Source organism: Bifidobacterium scaligerum, from assembly GCF_002802865.1.
Classification (GTDB): domain Bacteria; phylum Actinomycetota; class Actinomycetes; order Actinomycetales; family Bifidobacteriaceae; genus Bifidobacterium; species Bifidobacterium scaligerum.
Window position 1 is genome coordinate 295,706 of record NZ_PGLQ01000001.1, and the last position, 16,568, is coordinate 312,273.

A 16,568-nucleotide genomic window follows, 5' to 3' on the forward strand; every position below is an offset into this window, starting at 1 on the left:
CGTGAACAATCATGCGGTCAGAATGCATCGACGATGTGGTGGATCGTCGGATGCTCCATGCCGAGTGCGATGGTGATCACATCGAATCGAACATGGTGATGAGATACACGGTTGCGTCGGTCTAGTAGCCATTCGCAAGCGGCTCGGCGTAGGTTGAGCTGTTTGCTGTGCGTGACGGCTTCCTGCGGTGTACCATATTGCATGGTGCGCCGGGATTTCACTTCCACGAACACCACCGTGAGTTCCGGGGTGAGCATCACGATATCCAGTTCTCCGTAACGCGTATGCCAGTTGCGACTCAATACGATCCATCCTTGTGTTTGCAGCCATGCGGCAGCGTATTCCTCGCCAAGAGCGCCGAACTGTTTGGGCGACAGTGAACGATCCTCCAACCGGTCCGCAAGTTTCTCGATCGATGGGGCTTCCGAAGTGGGCTGCGCAGCAAAAGCCGGTTGGCAAAAATCCCGACCAACAGGTGTATGAACGGTTTCCTGTGCTTGGCGCATCTTCGTCGATGTAGCAGTACTCATGGCTCAACTGTGCGATACGACACGTGTGTCGCACAAGCGGAATCGACCAATGTGGATCCAGTGACGTAGTTCGGAGTGTTGTGGATGGTGTGTGGATGGAATGCCGGTTATCCACCGATTGTTAAGACGGTATGCATTGTTGTAATCCTATGGATGACAACACCGGTTATACCGTCGTTTGCGCTGATGCTACGGTATCGGTTAGAAGGGGTGGCATCGAAGCTGCAAGGGGCGAGCATCATGGACGGTCGAGAGCGAGTATCCGATCAAACGGCAGGCAGTAGGGTGACATACAATCCTGATAGGCGACCGGATAGCCTACAGGCTTGGCAGCCGATACGTCCCATCGTCACCATCGGACTCGTGGATAATGATGCTTTCTCGCTCGCCTTCCTTGAACGCTCCATCAGCGAACTTATGCCTGAGGCCCGCATCATCTGGAAAACCACATCAGGCAGGGATGCGGTCGCCCGTTGCCTCGATGCACGTCAAAGCCCCAATGTGCTTCTGACCGACATGTCGATGGACGAACTCTCCGGACTCGTGGTGTGCAAGACCATTCGCATCAAAACCGCACGCGTCAAGATTCTGGCGGTCACCTCATTCTCACTCGCCGTATATTCAGGCAAAGCCGCCGCAGCCGGAGCGCAAGGCATCGTGCCCAAATCGGTGGAGACGCCCATCATCGAAGCGATTCGCACCGTCGCCGCCGGCGGCACATGGGGCGAAGGCTTCGAGACCGCAGCCCAAGCGCACACCCGATTGAGTAGCCACCGCATGCCGCGACAATTCCTGCTTTCCGACCGTGAAGCCGAAGCCATGAACCTGTGTTCCAGAGGGTTATCCACCGAACAGATCGCCGCTGAAATGCAGGTCAATGCCTCCACCGCCAAAACCTATCTCACCCGTGCCATCCATAAGCTCGGCGTCACCTCTCGCGGTGCGGCCGTAGCCTTGTGGACTGGCGCATCAGAGGGGGAGTGATGAACGGCAAGCCCACCGCGAATGCGACCCACTGGATTCGGATGCACTGGTTCCGCATCGCCATTGCGGCCTTCACGCTCATCGCCACCTTGGTGGAATGGTCGGTGATACCGCCTATCTATCCGTTGAATTTCCTGTTTTCAGGACTATCGGTTATCGCCATCGTGCTCTCGCCATTCATTCCCAGAATCTCCGGATGGCTGATTATCGTCACTGTGGTGGCCAGACTGTTCGTACTCGACCTATCCGGTCCGAACCCGCTCTGGGCGGCATATCTGGCGCTCGCGATTATCGGCTATGACAGCGCAATCCCCGTGGCGATGGCCGCGTTGCTTACAGTCACGATGGCCGAATGCGTGCCGGTGGCCTTGAACACCTTCAATGCACTTTCCGCCACATGGATCGGCATGGTCAACTACATCGGCATGTTCACACTCGCCACGATGGCGGGCATGTCATTCCGGTGGCGCAAACAGCGCGACGAGATTCGTGAACAGGCATTGGTTTTGGAGCGCAAACAATGGCAGCTGGACACTTTGCAACGCAACACGCGGTTGGCCTCACGCATCCACGATTCCGCCAGCGGCGGGCTCTCGTACATCGCATTGACTGCGCAACGGCAATTGCGGCGCATCGGTGAAGATGAGGCGCATCACGCCGAACGTCAGGATTGGCAGTTCGTTAACGATCAGGCATTGTCGGTACTTGATGAAATCCATCACGTTATCGATCTGCTGGAACAGCGGCAATCACCTGACCCATCGCAGTTGGATGATTTCGATGATTCCAAGACTCAGAAATCCTCCGCAAATCCATTGGTGAAGCGTACCGAGAGTCCTGTGCCGGAACCCTCATCCTCCAGCAGCACAGCATCCCGTCAATGGAACACATTGCAATCGGCAATGCAGAAAGCGACAGCCAAACTCACACATCTGGGATTCACGGGGACCATCGAAACACGCGGCAGTCTGTCGGACGATTGCTCAGACGAAGTAGTCACAGAAACCGCCAATCTCATAGGCGAGATTACCGCCAACATCACCCGCCACATGAGCCCAGACTCCGGTGAATATTGCTGCGTGATCACTTTGAGCAAAGCTGCCATCGAAATCATGGAAACCAATCCGATGGCCATGCCAAGCAATGATGCACAGAACAATGGCATCAGTCCGGCAGGCACACTCAAGCCGCACGGCAGCGGACTCGCCATGCATCGGCGCATGATTCGCAGCCTTGGCGGAGAACTCAATACCACTACCGAAGACGGTGATTGGATACTCTATGCCCGCATCCCCGCACATCCCGGTTCGTCAGAGCTTGAGAGGCGTGCAGCATGACCAGGATTCTCGGCAGCAACCAATCAAATGAACAACGCCATCATCATGCATGGCATGGCATCGCTTTGAGTTTCAGTCATTGGCACCGGCGAAACCTGATGGTTGCCATCATCCTTGCCATAGGCATCATTATCGCCGTACTGCTGGCATCGCTGCTCCCACAGCCGTGGAGCGACGTGGTAACCAACGCGGGCAACGATTCCAGCCGCACAATGTCCACCACCAGCGAACATCCCGGATTTACCGGTTCGCACAAATACGAGGCGTTGACCGCCTGGAACAACCTACGCACCGAACTCGGACGCAGCATACTCGAAGATGGTGTGGTAACGCCAGCCGAGCTTGCCAAAGTACGCAAGGCTTATAACGAATGCCTGTCCGTCTATGGGCTACAGGCTAAAACAATCATAGATGGCAGCGGTGAAGCTATCGGCGAGAGTGTCGTATCGATTCGCGGATCGATGAATAGCCAACAACAATCGGATGTCATCGACCAATGCAGGACCGAATCCGATTACCAGTGGTTGGAGCCATTGGCCAATGTTCAATCCACCGAACAGTCGACAAAGGAGGCGCAATGAGCCAGCACTACCGTCAATCTCGATTCACGAAAACCATAATTGCCGCCATCGCCGCAAGCTGCATCCTATGCTCGGCATCAGCCTGTACCGACCCGCTGTACGGCGATAACACTGCGCAAATCCAGTCGCAAACCAGCGAGGGCATCAACCTCAATACCCATTATTCGGCGGAATTGCGTGAGGCCCGCGAGCAGCTGAGCCAGAACGGCAATGATTTCGCGGCCAGCATCCTGAAGGATGGCATCATCGCGGACAGTGAATTGGCCGAGCTGAACAATCGCGTCGTGCAGTGTTTGAGTGATCTCGGCTATAGCAAGGATTCCATCAGCATGGGGGAGTTGGGCGAGATGAGCATCCATCCGCCGAAGGGAGCACAGCAAGAGGAATCGGCATCATGGGGCGCTTCCATGAATCAGGACATTCAGGCCTGCACCGAACGCAATGGGGCGAACGCCATATGGCAGCTGGCCAGCGCCGCGCAATTGAATCCGAACAACGATGGCAAGGATGCGAGGCAGACCATCATCGATTGCTATATCAAGCAGGGGATAGTCGGCGCATCATATTCGATCGACGATTATGAGCGAGACAGCAGAAACGGCACTGGTCCGTTCGATGAGACACAACGTGCGGATGCAGGATTCCAGCAGAAACTTGAGGCGTGCGAGTAAGTCATGCGGGGAGTGATTGACACATTGGCGTAGAAAAGCCTCCCCCCACGCTAGGAGAGGCTAAAAGAAATGCGTCTGCTTCCTCGCAATCTACTTGCGCGGATCGTCATTGCATTGGATCCAACTCTCGGAATTCTGTTCGCTGTAGTACCTGCCACCGGGGTTGGTGAACTGTTGACTGAACTGGAGGTACTCCTCGCCATCCGCATCGACTATCGGAATATCTTCTGCGGTGAATTCCGAACCAACCGCGCCCTTGCGTTTCAGGCACTCTGCCACGTCCTGCCGTATCTCCTCAGGGGTGCGGTTGCGCAGCTCGCCATCCGGATCCTGAACCAACGCGTTGTAGAGAGGCGTGATGAAAAACTGGCCTGATTGCTTGGAACAGACGATGTCCTGCTCATGGAACCGCTGCTGTTCGGCGTCACTCATATTGCCTGTTGGCATTTGAGCGGAGCCATCCGGGTTCACATAGTCATACACGAATCCGGCATCCGCCATGCAGGACTGGTACCGGTTCGCCACTTCCGTGGCCTCCGCTTCGGTGATCTGCTCATCACGCAGTACATCCTGTGCGAAGGTGCTGTCGCTTTCGTGGGCTTGATCGTAACTCCGGCGGAAATCCTCAGCCCAAGGGCCCGAAAACGTGGGCTCGACTTGCGGTTGCTCGGCAGTGCCTAAGGATGGCCCGCTGCATGCAGCAGCTGAGCACATCATGACGGCTGCTAGTGCCGTGACAATCATATGTTGTGCCAGTACTCGCTTCATGGGATCTCCTCTCCGTTCGTTGCGTATGCCTTTGGCACGGTTTGCCGGCCAAGAGTCATCGAATAATCCGGGCATCATTGCCTGCCGATGATTCCAAGGTATGTTCGGCGCTCCGTTTGCGCACTGCTGCCTGTAATCTCCGCGACTACATCGGTCTGATGATTTCCGAGGAATCGCACCTATGCTGAATTGAGACAGGGAGGTCGTCATGGTTGGTTGGGAAACAAGCAGAGGCCATATACAACACGATGCTCGATACGCACTTGCAGTGCTGATATCCGCATCCTTGATTGCGGCGTGCGCAGCCTGTGGTTCGCCGTCAGGTGCCGAATCAAACGACAATGCCGCGCGACCCACTGCAGCTACCTGCAAAGCTCCGGATTTCACCGGCTCCTACGCCAACGAATTCAAGAGCGCCTACGAGCAATCCAAAACCGACTTGGCCAAACGAATCTTATCGGATTGCCGAATCACCGATGCGGAGCTCAATGAGATGTTGGACGCTCAAAACGCATGTCTGGCACTATACGGATTGGTTGTCACGAAAGGCCAGCTCGCCCGTTTGCGGGAGAGTGCTTTGACGGACGACGAGATGAACCAGAAGAACACGGAATGCGCCGGAAAGACCGACCTGTGGACCGTCGAAGCACTATATGACGAAATGCAGGGCAATCCAAGCAACCTCGACACCGAGGCACTTCACAAGTCGGCGTATCAATGTCTCAAACAACGTGACCTGCTACCCAAGCCGTTGAGTGAACAGGAGTATCTGGCGATGGAAATCAGCAGTGCGGACGGCGAGGCGCAGATAGAGGAGAAAACCCGCACATGGAACGAGTTCTACAGCATGTATATGGAATACGACGAAGACGGCAGCAGGAACCCCAATTACAACGCCGATAAGGCACAGCAGTTCTGGCAATGCCAGCAGGACCCGTTGCACCAATAGCGGTACCCCAAGCGAAGACGAAGGGAGCAAGTGCCATGACTCAGGGAAGCAAGGTGGTGGCCAAGACTAGGGCATCCCGTAAAGAACGCAGGGCCTCACGCAACGGCGTGGCGATTTCCATCGTGATACTGCTGGCGCTGGTGATGCTTGCCATGGGCGTGAGCGCAGGGTTCCTTTTGACCCGCTCCAAAATCCCACCCTCGCTGGTCTCCAGTGTTGAAGCCAGTACGGTGAAAGTGGCGGCAACCCAGTTCGACGACTCGCGTTCGGTTGCTCTGAACGTGAGCTTAGGGGAATCCTCGGTAGTCGCCTCGCCGACCGCCGGCACAGTCACCGGTATTGCCGTGGGTGCCGGCTCTTCAATAGCTTCCGGGCAGGTGGTATTCAATGTCGATGCCACACCGGTTATGGCGTTGCATACCGATGTGCCGCTGTATCGGGAACTCAACAGCGGTATGCGAGGCTCGGACGCCGCCGGTCTTAATGCCGCGTTGCGCAGGCTGGGCTACAACGCGCCGGACTCAGAGTTGATGACGTGGGACACCATCACCGCCTACAATGCACTCGCGCAATCCGTAGGCGCACGACAATTGAGCCGCGAGAACGGCTGGGCCATCGACCCCGGTTGGTTCGTATGGTTGCCCGCCGACTCGGTGACCGTCAAACAGACCTCCATCGCCGTTGGCCGACAAGTCGCGGCCGGGCAGGACTTGTTCACCACGGCCGCCATCCCGCTCAAAGCCACATTGCCGGCTGCCGCCGCTGATTTGGTGGCAGGGGAGCGCGTGATCACCATCGGCGACCAGACATTCGACGTGCCGTCCGATGCCACGGAACTTACGGATGCGGCGATGCTGGCTGCAATCAATAATTCCGTGGCATTCCGCATGGCTTCGCTCGGTTCGGATCCGTCAGGCTCAATGGCTGCCGGCGGCGCTTCGAATGCGAGTGCTGCGGGTGCCTCCGCCGGCGGAACCCTAAACGTCTCCTATGACTGGAAACTGAAGCAGCCGTTGACCGCGCTCAGTGTGCCGCCGTCCGCCGTATATGATGCGGCTTCCGGCTCGGGTTGCGTCAGCGTCGACGCGAAGCCAGTGCAGGTGTCGATCATCGCCTCACAGCTGGGCAAGACGATGGTCAGCGTCGGCGGCGACCAGACATTCGACCATGTGGATGTGACCCCGCAGATCAACGAACACTGCACAGCCCAAGGCGGTGCGTGACATGGTTGATCGGAAAGTGATATTGACCGATGTGGGGCACAGCTTCGACCGTACCGGCGAAGACATGCTGTTCCGACACTTGACGATGACGCTGCTGCCCAAACATGTCTATGCGTTGACCGGACCATCGGGCTCAGGCAAGTCCACATTGCTGTCCATCGTCGCCGGATGGGTCGTGCCGGTAGCCGGTTCGGTGGAGCGAATTGACTGCGGGCGCGTGTGTTGGGTGCTGCAGAACCCACATGGCGTGGCGCGCCGCTCGGCCATCGACCATGTGGCCTTGCCGTTCATCGCACGAGGGGAGCGGCGGCGAGACGCCGAAACCCATGCGATGAAACTGCTCGAAGCGTTCGGGTTGACGGCCTTGGCCCGCAAACCATTTCGTGATTTATCAGGCGGTGAGGCACAACGACTGATGCTGGCCCGGGGAGTCGCCTCGCATGCTGGCCTGTTGCTGGTTGACGAGCCGACCGCGCAATTGGATCTCAACACCGCAGCCACTGTCAACGAGCATCTGCACAATCTTTCGATGAGCGGCGCCATCGTGGTGGTGGCCACGCATGATCCCCGCACGCGTGATGCCTGCACTGATCTGATCGATTTGCGCGACTGGCAAAGCGACGAGCCCACGCACGCCAATTCGATTGAGCGAGGCGGTGAACATCATGAATGAAGCAAATGATCGCCGACATCATATGCGGCTGGCCGGAATGCTAGGGGAAGCTTGGCGAGACCTCGTCACCGGCACCAGCCATGCATGTGCGCTGGCCATAGGACTTGCATGCCTGATTATGCTGCTTGCCGGCGCCGACTGGCTCACTATTACGGGCATCCAACGGCAAACCGATGAATATGTGGCATCAGGCGGCTCAACCTGGATATTGGAATACCCGAATCATATCGATGGCGCAGCCTGTGATCGGCTCGTCTCATTGGACGGTGTCGAAGCGGCCGGAGCGGTGCGGCAGTCGGACAGCAAGCTGGTGTTCGCGGTCTTGCCGTCCACCAGCGTACCTTTGTATGAAATCACGCCGGGTGCCGCCGACGTATTCATGCTGAGCGCCACCGGAACACAGTGGCAATACGGGAAAGCTCGGGAATCCGGTAACACCACCGTAAGCCGGGAAGGTGCGTTGCTGTCCCGCGAAGCGGCGGAGCCATTCCAGGCTCAAGCGGGGCAATCCCTGGCATTGAAGGATGGACACCATCTTGATGTTGCCGGTGTGTTCGACTGGCCGGATGACGGCAGAAAATCAGGTTTCTCCTATGCCGCACTGACCCCGGTCCCCGCTGATTCGAGCGTGCCATTCAGCCAATGCTGGGTGCGCGCGTGGCCGCAGACCAGGAATCTCGAATCATTACTGCGTTTGTCCAGCGATGGCACGGCCAGCGCGACTGCGGCCGAGCGCCCGCAGATCTATAAGCTCAACACCACCAAAGGCAGCGAGCTGGATAGTGCGGCACTGTTTGCATCGAGGCTGACTGCCTTTGTGCCGTGGATCGCGCTCGCAGCGGCACTGGCGTTGGGCTTCATCGCAACGCGCACGCGCAAACTGGAAATGGCGTCCGCATTGCATTGCGGCGTACCGAAAACCGCGTTGCTTGCGCAAATCATGCTGGAAACGATTACTTGGAGCATCGCCGGCATATTACTGACCAGCCCACTGCTCGCATGGGTCTGGTTGCATGACAACACTACCGAGGCCGAAGCTCTGACCGACACCTTATTGCGAGTACCCATCGCAGCGGTACTCGGCGTGCTCGCTGGCACATTCCTAGCTGTGCTGCTCACACGGGAAAATCACCTGCTGAAATACTTCAAGAACCGGTGAAATACGATTGCGCGAGTGCCCATGACATAAGAAAACTCCCTAGATAAAACCCGGCCGATCAGTAGCCTGAAACAGTTCAAGGCGAATCGATGGCAGGATTCAACTAGGGAGTTGCAAGTACGCCTGTTGTGCGTTTACTTCACCAGAGCGGTAAGCTCGCCGAGGTTCAGTTCGAAGCTCACGCCACGCTCCTCAAAGTTGGGCTGGTGGCGGGTGCTCTCCATCGCATGACGGACGAATTCGCCGGCAATCTCGGCGGACTCGGCCAGACCCTTACCGGCCAACACTGCACCGCACAGCGCAGAAGCGAACGCGTCACCCGTGCCGTGAATCATGTACGGCAGCTTGTCGTGCGCGAGCTCGATCTTGTTCTCCGCTCCAGTTTCGGCGCTGGCCACATAGTTCACGATCTTGCCGTCGCCATGGTCGATGCCCTTCAAGACCACGTTTTTGGCACCGAGCTTGAGCAGAGCATCGAGCAGATCGGTCACTGAGGCGTCATCCAGATCCTGACCGGGGTAGTCACGCTTGGTGAGGATCGAAGCCTCGGTGAGGTTCGGCATCAGCACATCAGCGCCGTCGGCCAATGCACCCATCGCCTCACACAGTTCCGGCGTGTACGTGGGATACATCTGACCGGCGTCACCCATCACCGGATCCACCAAGCGTAAAGCCTTCGGATATTCGCGGTACAGGCGCTGGATAATCGCCACCTGATCGGGGGAACCCAGGAAGCCGGAGTACACGCCGTCCAGATCCACGCCCTCCTTCTGCCATGCGTCAAGGTATCCGGAGAGGATGTCGGTGGTGTCGTGGAAGGTGAACACCTCGTACTTGGTGTGAGCCGAGAACAGAGCGGTCGGCACCGGGCACACATCACAACCTGCGGCCGAGAGAATCGGGATCGCGGCGGTCAGCGAACACTTGCCGTAGCCGCACATATCATGCACGGCAGCCACACGAGGAATGTACAACGGATCGCGATCGTACAACGTAACGTCAGCCATGAACTACTCCAATCATCAATCGACAAACCAAGTGCCAATACAGGCAACAGTGCAGAGCGTAGCCCAATCAACGAATCGACCATGTAACGCGATCCACATTTCGGGTGACAGGACTGCAAACGCATGTCGTACAAAACGGTCGGGCCGCATCTTCAGTCGGCGTGTCGCATGGATTCCGGCTGTGGATTTGCCGATGGCAACCTCATGAAAACCCAATGATTTCAACGTGTTATAAGGGTCTATAGGCAACCCCGATAACGTGTGGCTTGCGGTGTGCGGTGCCGCGCGCGTACCTTCATAACTAACACCTCGCCAACCGCCGAACACGGCAGGCGGGTGGCAAGGAAAAGAACCTCGCGACCAAGCACAACCAGCAAGGAGCACATCATGGCCGAGAACAAGAAGTACCGTTTTGAAACCCTGCAGCTGCACGTGGGCCAGGAGCAGGCCGATCCGGCCACCGACTCCCGCGCAGTGCCGATCTACGCCACCACTTCCTACGTCTTCCACAACTTCGATCACGCTGAGGCTCGCTTCGGCCTTGCTGATCCGGGCAACATCTACGGCCGTCTGACCAACTCCACCCAGGGTGTTTTCGAAGACCGTATCGCCGCCCTCGAAGGTGGTACCGCAGGCATCGCCGTCGCCTCCGGTGCAGCTGCCGTCGAATACGCCGTGCGCAACATCACCCAGTCCGGTGACCACATCGTCTCCTCCAAGAACATCTACGGCGGCACCTTCAACCTGCTGAAGCACACCCTGCCGCGTGATGGCATCACCACCACCTTCGTCGACCCGGAGGTTCCGCAGAACTTCGAGGATGCCATTCAGGAGAACACCAAGCTCGTCTACTTCGAGACCTTCGGCAACCCGAACGCCGATCTGCCGGACTTCGAAGCCATCTCCGAAATCGCTCATAAGCATCATCTGCCGGTGATCGTCGACAACACCTTCGCCACCCCGTACCTGTTCCGCCCGCTGGAGCATGGTGCCGACGTCGTGGTCGAATCCGCCACCAAGTTCATCGGCGGCCACGGCACCACGCTCGGTGGCGTCGTCGTTGAGGGCGGCAAGTTCAACTGGGCCGAAGTGCCGGGCAAGTTCCCGACCCTGACCGAGCCGGACCCCTCTTACCATGGCCTGAACTTCTACGAGGCTCTGGGCGGCACCGCATTCGTGACCCGTATCCGCGCCATCCTGCTGCGCGACACCGGCGCCACCCTGTCCCCGTTCGCAGCCTTCCTGCTGCTGCAGGGCACTGAAACCCTGTCCCTGCGCGTTGAGCGCCACGTCCAGAACGCGCTGAAGGTCGTCGAATACCTGCAGACTGTGCCGGAAGTCGAGTCCGTCTCCCACCCGTCCATCGAAGGCCGTCGCGACCACGCCCTCTACGAGAAGTACTTCCCGAACGGCGCCGGCTCCATCTTCACCTTCGACATCAAGGGCGGTAAGGATGCGGCACGTGTCTTCATCGACAACCTGCACCTGTTCTCCCTGCTGGCCAACGTGGCCGATGTGAAGTCCTTGGTCATCCACCCGGCTTCCACCACCCATTCCCAGGAGACTCTGGAAGAGCTGGAGGATCAGGGCATCCATCAGGGCACCATCCGCCTGTCCATCGGCACCGAGAACATCGAGGACATCCTCGACGATCTCAAGGGCGGCTTCGAGGCCGTCCGTGCTTCCGGCTTGGCCAAGTGAAATCGGCAGGAAGGCTAACGATTCGCTGAGAAGGGGCGCGATGCTGATGGGGTGCATTGCGAATCATCGAGTCGTATGGGGTGACTTCCACCTGATCGCTTGACCCAAGGAGTAGGAAGCCCGCGCTGACGTCATGCAGCGCGGGCTTCCTCGTCGTTATTCCGTGTTTTCGCGAATTTGTCTCGCTGAGCAGCGGTCAGCGAGACAAATTCGCAAAAACACGGAATAACTCGATCCTGAAAGGGAAGAAGATTGAGGCATTCTGTTTCTTGTCGTCTCTCATCCTGAAGGATGAGAGACGCTGGGGGAGAACTCGTTCAATTCAGTCTGGCGCACGATGGGGTGCGCTCGCGTTTCTTCATAAGTTGGAATCATCATCCGGGCATAAGGCTCGGTCAATTTATGGAGAGACATCATGAACGTACAGAATTCAGCCGCACCCGTGATTGCGTCGCGTGGTGCTGCCATTCAAGCCGTTGACTTGGTTAAGGATTATGGCGCAGGAGCCAGCGTCGTCCACGCTTTGCGTGGCGTGAATATCAGCTTCGAACGCGGACGGTTCACCGCCATCATGGGACCATCCGGCTCCGGCAAATCCACGCTCATGCATACGCTTGCCGGTCTCGACTCCGCTACCTCGGGGCATATTCTCTTCGACGGCGCGGACCTGACCCGCATGAACGACAAGCAGCTCACACTGCTGCGCCGTCACAGGATCGGTTTTATTTTCCAGAGCTTCAATCTGCTGCCCATGTTCAGCGCCGAGCAGAACATCCTTATGCCACTCACTTTGGCCGGTGAGAAGCCGGACCGCGCATGGTTCGACCTGCTCGTGGAAACGTTGGGCCTTAAACAGCGCCTGAACCACCGTCCCACCGAATTATCCGGCGGACAACAACAGCGTGTGGCCATCGCCCGCGCTCTGATCACTAAACCGAAACTGGTCTTCGCCGACGAGCCCACCGGCAATCTTGACTCTGTCTCCAGTGCTGAGGTGCTTGGCTTCCTCAAGCGTTCGGTCAACGAACTGGGGCAGACCATTGTCATGGTCACTCATGATGCCGTAGCCGCCTCCTACGCAGACCGCGCCATCGTGTTCGCGGACGGACGGATCGTGGCCGACGAATCGCACCCTACCGCGGAAGTCATGAACAATCTGCTGATGGCCGAACGCGAGCGTGCCACACGTGCCGCCGTCACTTCCACCCGCGCGGATAAGCTCGCCCGACTCGCTGGCGTGAATGGGCCGGCTCATCTGCCGATCACCGATGACGTGCTGCCGGAGGCGGGCGGTGCCCGTCACGCCGCACCCGTGGCCCGCCACGCGCGTTGAGATACAGGAGCGTAGACACATGTTTTCCATCACATTGAATCTCATGAAGAAAAACGTCCGGATGCTCATTCCGGCCGGCATCGCCGTGCTCATCGGCACTGCGTTCATCGCCGCCACGTTCCTGTTCGGCAACGCCATGAACGACTCCCTCATCCGCCAGCAGACCGCCATCTACGCCGGTGCGGACGCGATGATCCTGCCTGACCTGCCCGAACACCTCACCGACGCACAGGCCAACGAAGCATATTCACGCACCGTTGCCGACTATCATCTCGACCGCATGCGCGCTATCGACGGCGTTAAAGGTGTACGTGCCATCACCGCCGCCAATATCCGCTTGTCCAATGGCACCCGTCACGCCACCAGTTACGCCATCAACACAGGTGAGGTGAAACTGCTGCCTGTGACTGTCGCGCATGGTGACCGGCCTGTCGATAGCCGTGAGATTGCCCTGCCTGAAGGTATTGCCGAACAGCTCGGCCTGCGTGTGGGGGATACGGTGCGAGTCGCCTCTCGTTGGAACGCCTCCGGAAGTCAAGATTTCGTTGAAGATGTCGAAGCGCGCGTGACGGGCCTGACCGATGACCCCAACGGTGCTTACGCATACGACGGCGGTGCCACCATCCTTTCTGACGATCTCATGGCTTCGGTCAACGGCGTCTCCGACTTCAATCAGGTCAACGCCACCTCCGTCTACCTCGACCTCGACACCCGAGCTGACACGGCCGCCATCGATCGTCTCCTGCCCCGATATAGCCGACTCGTGGACCGCAGCGAAGCCGACCGGCTCGCCGTGGAATCCCTCAGTGCCAACGGCACCAGTGTTGTCACTACGTTCCTCATGAGCTTCGGCGTGCTTGCCCTGCTTGTCGCCGCGCTTGTCATCGCCAATACGTTCCAAGTGCTTGTCGCCCAACGTCGACGTGTACTCGCCCTTCTGCGCACCATCGGTGCTGACCGTCGTCAATTGCACGCTTCCGTCTTATGCGAAGCCGGAATCCTTGGTCTCATCGCATCCTTGCTTGGCGTCACGCTCGGCATCGGGCTCATGGCCCTGCTGTGCGCTACCGATGTCATGAAGACCGCCGGCGTGTCCATGCGCCTCGTCATGACTTGGCCTGTCGTCGTCGTGCCCGTTGCTTTCGGCCTGGTCATGACCGTCATCGCATCCCTTGGCCCCGCGCGAGCCGCCACCGTCGTCACCCCGCTCGAAGCGCTACGCCCCATTGAACTGACTGAGACTGCCCGTCACGGACGCATGCGCGCCATACTTTCCATCCTCATGTTCGCCATCGGCATCGCACTATGTGCGTTCGGCGCATGGCAGATGTACCTATCCGCCATTGGACGTGAATCCCTGAGTGCCGATCATTATCCTGCTGTCCTGCTTGCCGCCATGGGCGGATGCGCGCTTACGTTCATCGCATTCGTCGTCTCTGCCGTCTACTGGATGCCAGCGCTCATGCGCGGTGCCGGAGCGCTTGCCGCCAAAATCGGCCCCAGTGCCGTCATTGCTCACTCCAACATCCAAAAGAACCCACGCAGGGTTGCCGCCACCGGTGCCGCACTCCTTATCGGCGTCACGCTCGTCTCCACCATCGCCACCGGTGCCGCCAGCGCTAAAACCACCATGGCCGACGCGCTCTCCACCCGCTACAGCGTAGACATGATCGCCACCGGTACCGGCATGACCGAAGAGCAGGCCAGTCAAGTGCGTCATGTTCAGGGCGTCGAACGCGTACTCGACGCGCCGACCGCCCTGCGCCACCTCACCGACGACCAAGGCCATGATCTCAGCGTCCTGCTCGTCGGCATCCCTGACCTTGACAGTCTTTCGAAAGTCATGCACGCTGACCTGACCGGCATCACTCTGACAGACCGCGACGTCCTGATGCCCCGACGTGCCCTCAGTGGCGCTGATATCGATTTCGATCGTACGCATACGGCCGATTTCATCGCTGCCGAGAGCACCGCGACGACCAACACCGACACCACCGCGGCTGCAGGTACGTCCGGCCCAAACCTCACCGTTCTCCAAGCCGATTACCGTCGAGTCTCTTCCACCTACGATGCCGTCGCCTTCGTCACGGTTAATCACTTTACTGACGGTGACCTGACCGAACAGGGGCGCATCCTTCTCATGGCCGCCAATCCCGACGCCAATCACAACGGTGTCGGCGGCATCATCGACGGTGTGCGCGAAGCCTTGAATGCCGTCCCTGACGCCAATGTCACCGGGCCCATTGCTGAGCGCAACATGTGGGACACCACCATCAACGCCATGATGGCCCTGCTCGTCGGCCTCATCGCCGTCGCCGTACTCATCGCGCTTATCGGTGTGGCCAATACGCTCAGCCTGTCCGTTATCGAACGCACTCGCGAATCCGCCACCCTACGCGCTATTGGCATGACCCGCGGCCAGCTGCGCCGATCCCTCGCCGTGGAAGCACTTCTGCTTGCCGTCGTCTCCGGACTTGCCGGCGTCATCATCGGCACTCTGTTTGGATGGCTCGGCTCCTACATGGTGTTCAGCCTCTACGGCACCGTCGCCATGCCCTTCGAATGGAAGATCAATGGCACCGTCCTCGCCGTGGCTGCGTTAGCCGCCCTTCTGGCCAGTATCCTACCCGCGCGCCGCGCCGCGAACACCCCGCCTGTTGAGGCACTCGCCGAAGCCTGACGACGGTAAAGTTCAAAGGGATGGCCTGCACATCGTAATACGCGACGCGCAGGCCATCCCTCGTTCAAACAGTTTGTCGTGACTGGGACATACTGGCATATTGACGTACCGACATGTACGCGGTCACACCAATCGATTGTCATATGCAAAAACAACGGCTTGCACACGGTCGCGGGCATTGATTTTCGAGAGAATGTGTGCCACATGCGTCTTCACCGTGGGCAGGGATATGAACAGCTTGTCCGCAATCTCCTGATTACTCAGTCCATGAGCGATCTCCACCAGCACCTCGCGTTCGCGGTCGGTGAGCAGATCCAGTTCCGGATCGGTATAGACCGGCTGATCGTGAACTTCCATGCGGGGCTTCGATTCTGAGATTCCACCGGAGGTATTGTCGGCGACGTAGCCGTCCTGCATCATCTTCTCGATAAGTCGTTTCGTGGCGGATGGAGCGATAATCGCATTGCCGTTGAACACTGTACGGATTGAATTGAGCAACGTCTCCGGTTCTGTGTCCTTTAAAAGGAATCCGGATGCCCCGGCGTTGATCGCCGCCATGACATATTCGTCCAGGTCGAACGTAGTCAGGATGATCACGCGCGTGGTATGGGACAGAACTTCTTCGGATGCCGACGCAGTGATGCGTCGTGTGGCTTCGATGCCGTTCATGCCCGGCATACGTACATCCATCAGCACCACATCGGGATGCAGAGATCCGGCCAGTGCCACGGCTTGCGTACCGTCAGACGCCTGCCCGATCACGTTCATATCCGGCTGCGAGCCGATCACCATGGCGAATCCGGCTCGAACCAATTCTTGATCATCGGCGATAATTACACGAATGCCATTGCTGTTGACGCTGTTGCTTTCATCCATGTTTTCTACTCTATGTCCTCTTCCCATAGAGTCCAGTACGTCGATACCCTGAATATTCCCTGAAAAAACAGCAGCCAAGCCTGGCATTGAACCGTG

The 16,568-nt window shown here is 58.3% G+C and carries 15 protein-coding genes; 11 read left to right on the forward strand and 4 right to left on the reverse strand.

Translation table 11 applies throughout. The features are described 5' to 3' along the window. Window positions 1–17: 17 nt before the first annotated feature. Entirely contained in the window at window positions 18–530 is a 513-nt protein-coding gene (locus CUU80_RS01180; protein WP_243388587.1) for a YraN family protein, read from the reverse strand. Between the two features lie 285 nt (window positions 531–815). On the opposite strand from CUU80_RS01180, the gene CUU80_RS01185 reads away from it, so the two are divergent. The 4 genes from CUU80_RS01185 to CUU80_RS01200 are packed head-to-tail and all read left to right on the forward strand — an operon-like array spanning window position 816 to window position 4,103. Further along, the gene (locus tag CUU80_RS01185; RefSeq protein ID WP_165775777.1) at window positions 816–1,514 is read left to right on the forward strand and encodes a response regulator transcription factor; all 699 of its coding nucleotides are present in this window, start codon (window positions 816–818) and stop codon (window positions 1,512–1,514) included. Beyond that, on the forward strand, window positions 1,514–2,851 hold the full coding sequence (locus CUU80_RS01190) for a hypothetical protein (protein WP_100495516.1): 1,338 nt from the start codon (window positions 1,514–1,516) through the stop codon (window positions 2,849–2,851). The genes CUU80_RS01185 and CUU80_RS01190 overlap by 1 nt, the downstream gene beginning before the upstream one ends. Next, a complete protein-coding gene (locus tag CUU80_RS01195) occupies window positions 2,848–3,432 on the forward strand; it encodes a hypothetical protein (RefSeq protein WP_100495517.1) in 585 nt (194 codons plus the stop codon). The genes CUU80_RS01190 and CUU80_RS01195 overlap by 4 nt, the downstream gene beginning before the upstream one ends. After that, window positions 3,429–4,103 carry a hypothetical protein gene (locus CUU80_RS01200; RefSeq protein WP_100495518.1) on the forward strand — a complete coding sequence of 225 codons (675 nt, stop codon included), beginning with the start codon at window positions 3,429–3,431 and terminating at the stop codon, window positions 4,101–4,103. The genes CUU80_RS01195 and CUU80_RS01200 overlap by 4 nt, the downstream gene beginning before the upstream one ends. A 90-nt stretch (window positions 4,104–4,193) precedes the next feature. On the opposite strand, the gene CUU80_RS01205 is transcribed toward CUU80_RS01200, so the two are convergent. Continuing rightward, window positions 4,194–4,871 (reverse strand): hypothetical protein, encoded by a 678-nt coding sequence (locus CUU80_RS01205; RefSeq protein ID WP_100495519.1) that lies wholly within the window; start codon window positions 4,869–4,871, stop codon window positions 4,194–4,196. A gap of 268 nt (window positions 4,872–5,139) precedes the next feature. Between CUU80_RS01205 and CUU80_RS01210 the strand changes: the two genes are divergently transcribed. The 4 genes from CUU80_RS01210 to CUU80_RS01225 are packed head-to-tail and all read left to right on the forward strand — an operon-like array spanning window position 5,140 to window position 8,875. Then, window positions 5,140–5,820, forward strand: coding sequence for a hypothetical protein (locus CUU80_RS01210; protein WP_207760058.1), 681 nt, complete (start codon window positions 5,140–5,142; stop codon window positions 5,818–5,820). Window positions 5,821–5,855: 35 nt separating this feature from the next. Beyond that, entirely contained in the window at window positions 5,856–7,043 is a 1,188-nt protein-coding gene (locus CUU80_RS01215) for a hypothetical protein (protein WP_100495522.1), read from the forward strand. A gap of 1 nt (window position 7,044) precedes the next feature. Next, complete coding sequence (locus CUU80_RS01220; RefSeq protein WP_100495524.1) at window positions 7,045–7,716, forward strand: ATP-binding cassette domain-containing protein; 672 nt, start codon at window positions 7,045–7,047, stop codon at window positions 7,714–7,716. Next, window positions 7,709–8,875 (forward strand): ABC transporter permease, encoded by a 1,167-nt coding sequence (locus CUU80_RS01225; protein WP_100495526.1) that lies wholly within the window; start codon window positions 7,709–7,711, stop codon window positions 8,873–8,875. The genes CUU80_RS01220 and CUU80_RS01225 overlap by 8 nt, the downstream gene beginning before the upstream one ends. A gap of 134 nt (window positions 8,876–9,009) precedes the next feature. Here CUU80_RS01225 and CUU80_RS01230 read toward each other — a convergent pair whose 3' ends face one another. Continuing rightward, window positions 9,010–9,882: a pyridoxamine kinase gene (locus CUU80_RS01230; protein WP_100495528.1), complete on the reverse strand. Its 873-nt coding sequence runs from the start codon at window positions 9,880–9,882 to the stop codon at window positions 9,010–9,012. Between the two features lie 387 nt (window positions 9,883–10,269). On the opposite strand from CUU80_RS01230, the gene CUU80_RS01235 reads away from it, so the two are divergent. The 3 genes from CUU80_RS01235 to CUU80_RS01245 all read left to right on the forward strand — a co-directional run bounded on the left by CUU80_RS01235 (window position 10,270) and on the right by CUU80_RS01245 (window position 15,596). Next, window positions 10,270–11,583: an O-acetylhomoserine aminocarboxypropyltransferase/cysteine synthase family protein gene (locus CUU80_RS01235; protein WP_100494162.1), complete on the forward strand. Its 1,314-nt coding sequence runs from the start codon at window positions 10,270–10,272 to the stop codon at window positions 11,581–11,583. Between the two features lie 415 nt (window positions 11,584–11,998). After that, window positions 11,999–12,916 carry an ABC transporter ATP-binding protein gene (locus tag CUU80_RS01240; RefSeq protein ID WP_100495530.1) on the forward strand — a complete coding sequence of 306 codons (918 nt, stop codon included), beginning with the start codon at window positions 11,999–12,001 and terminating at the stop codon, window positions 12,914–12,916. A 19-nt stretch (window positions 12,917–12,935) separates the two neighbouring features. Next, on the forward strand, window positions 12,936–15,596 hold the full coding sequence (locus CUU80_RS01245) for an ABC transporter permease (protein WP_100495532.1): 2,661 nt from the start codon (window positions 12,936–12,938) through the stop codon (window positions 15,594–15,596). Window positions 15,597–15,719: 123 nt separating this feature from the next. Here the strand turns inward: CUU80_RS01245 and CUU80_RS01250 are convergent, their stop codons facing one another. Continuing rightward, window positions 15,720–16,472, reverse strand: a complete 753-nt coding sequence (locus tag CUU80_RS01250) for a response regulator (RefSeq protein ID WP_100495533.1) — start codon at window positions 16,470–16,472, stop codon at window positions 15,720–15,722. Window positions 16,473–16,568: the final 96 nt, after the last annotated feature.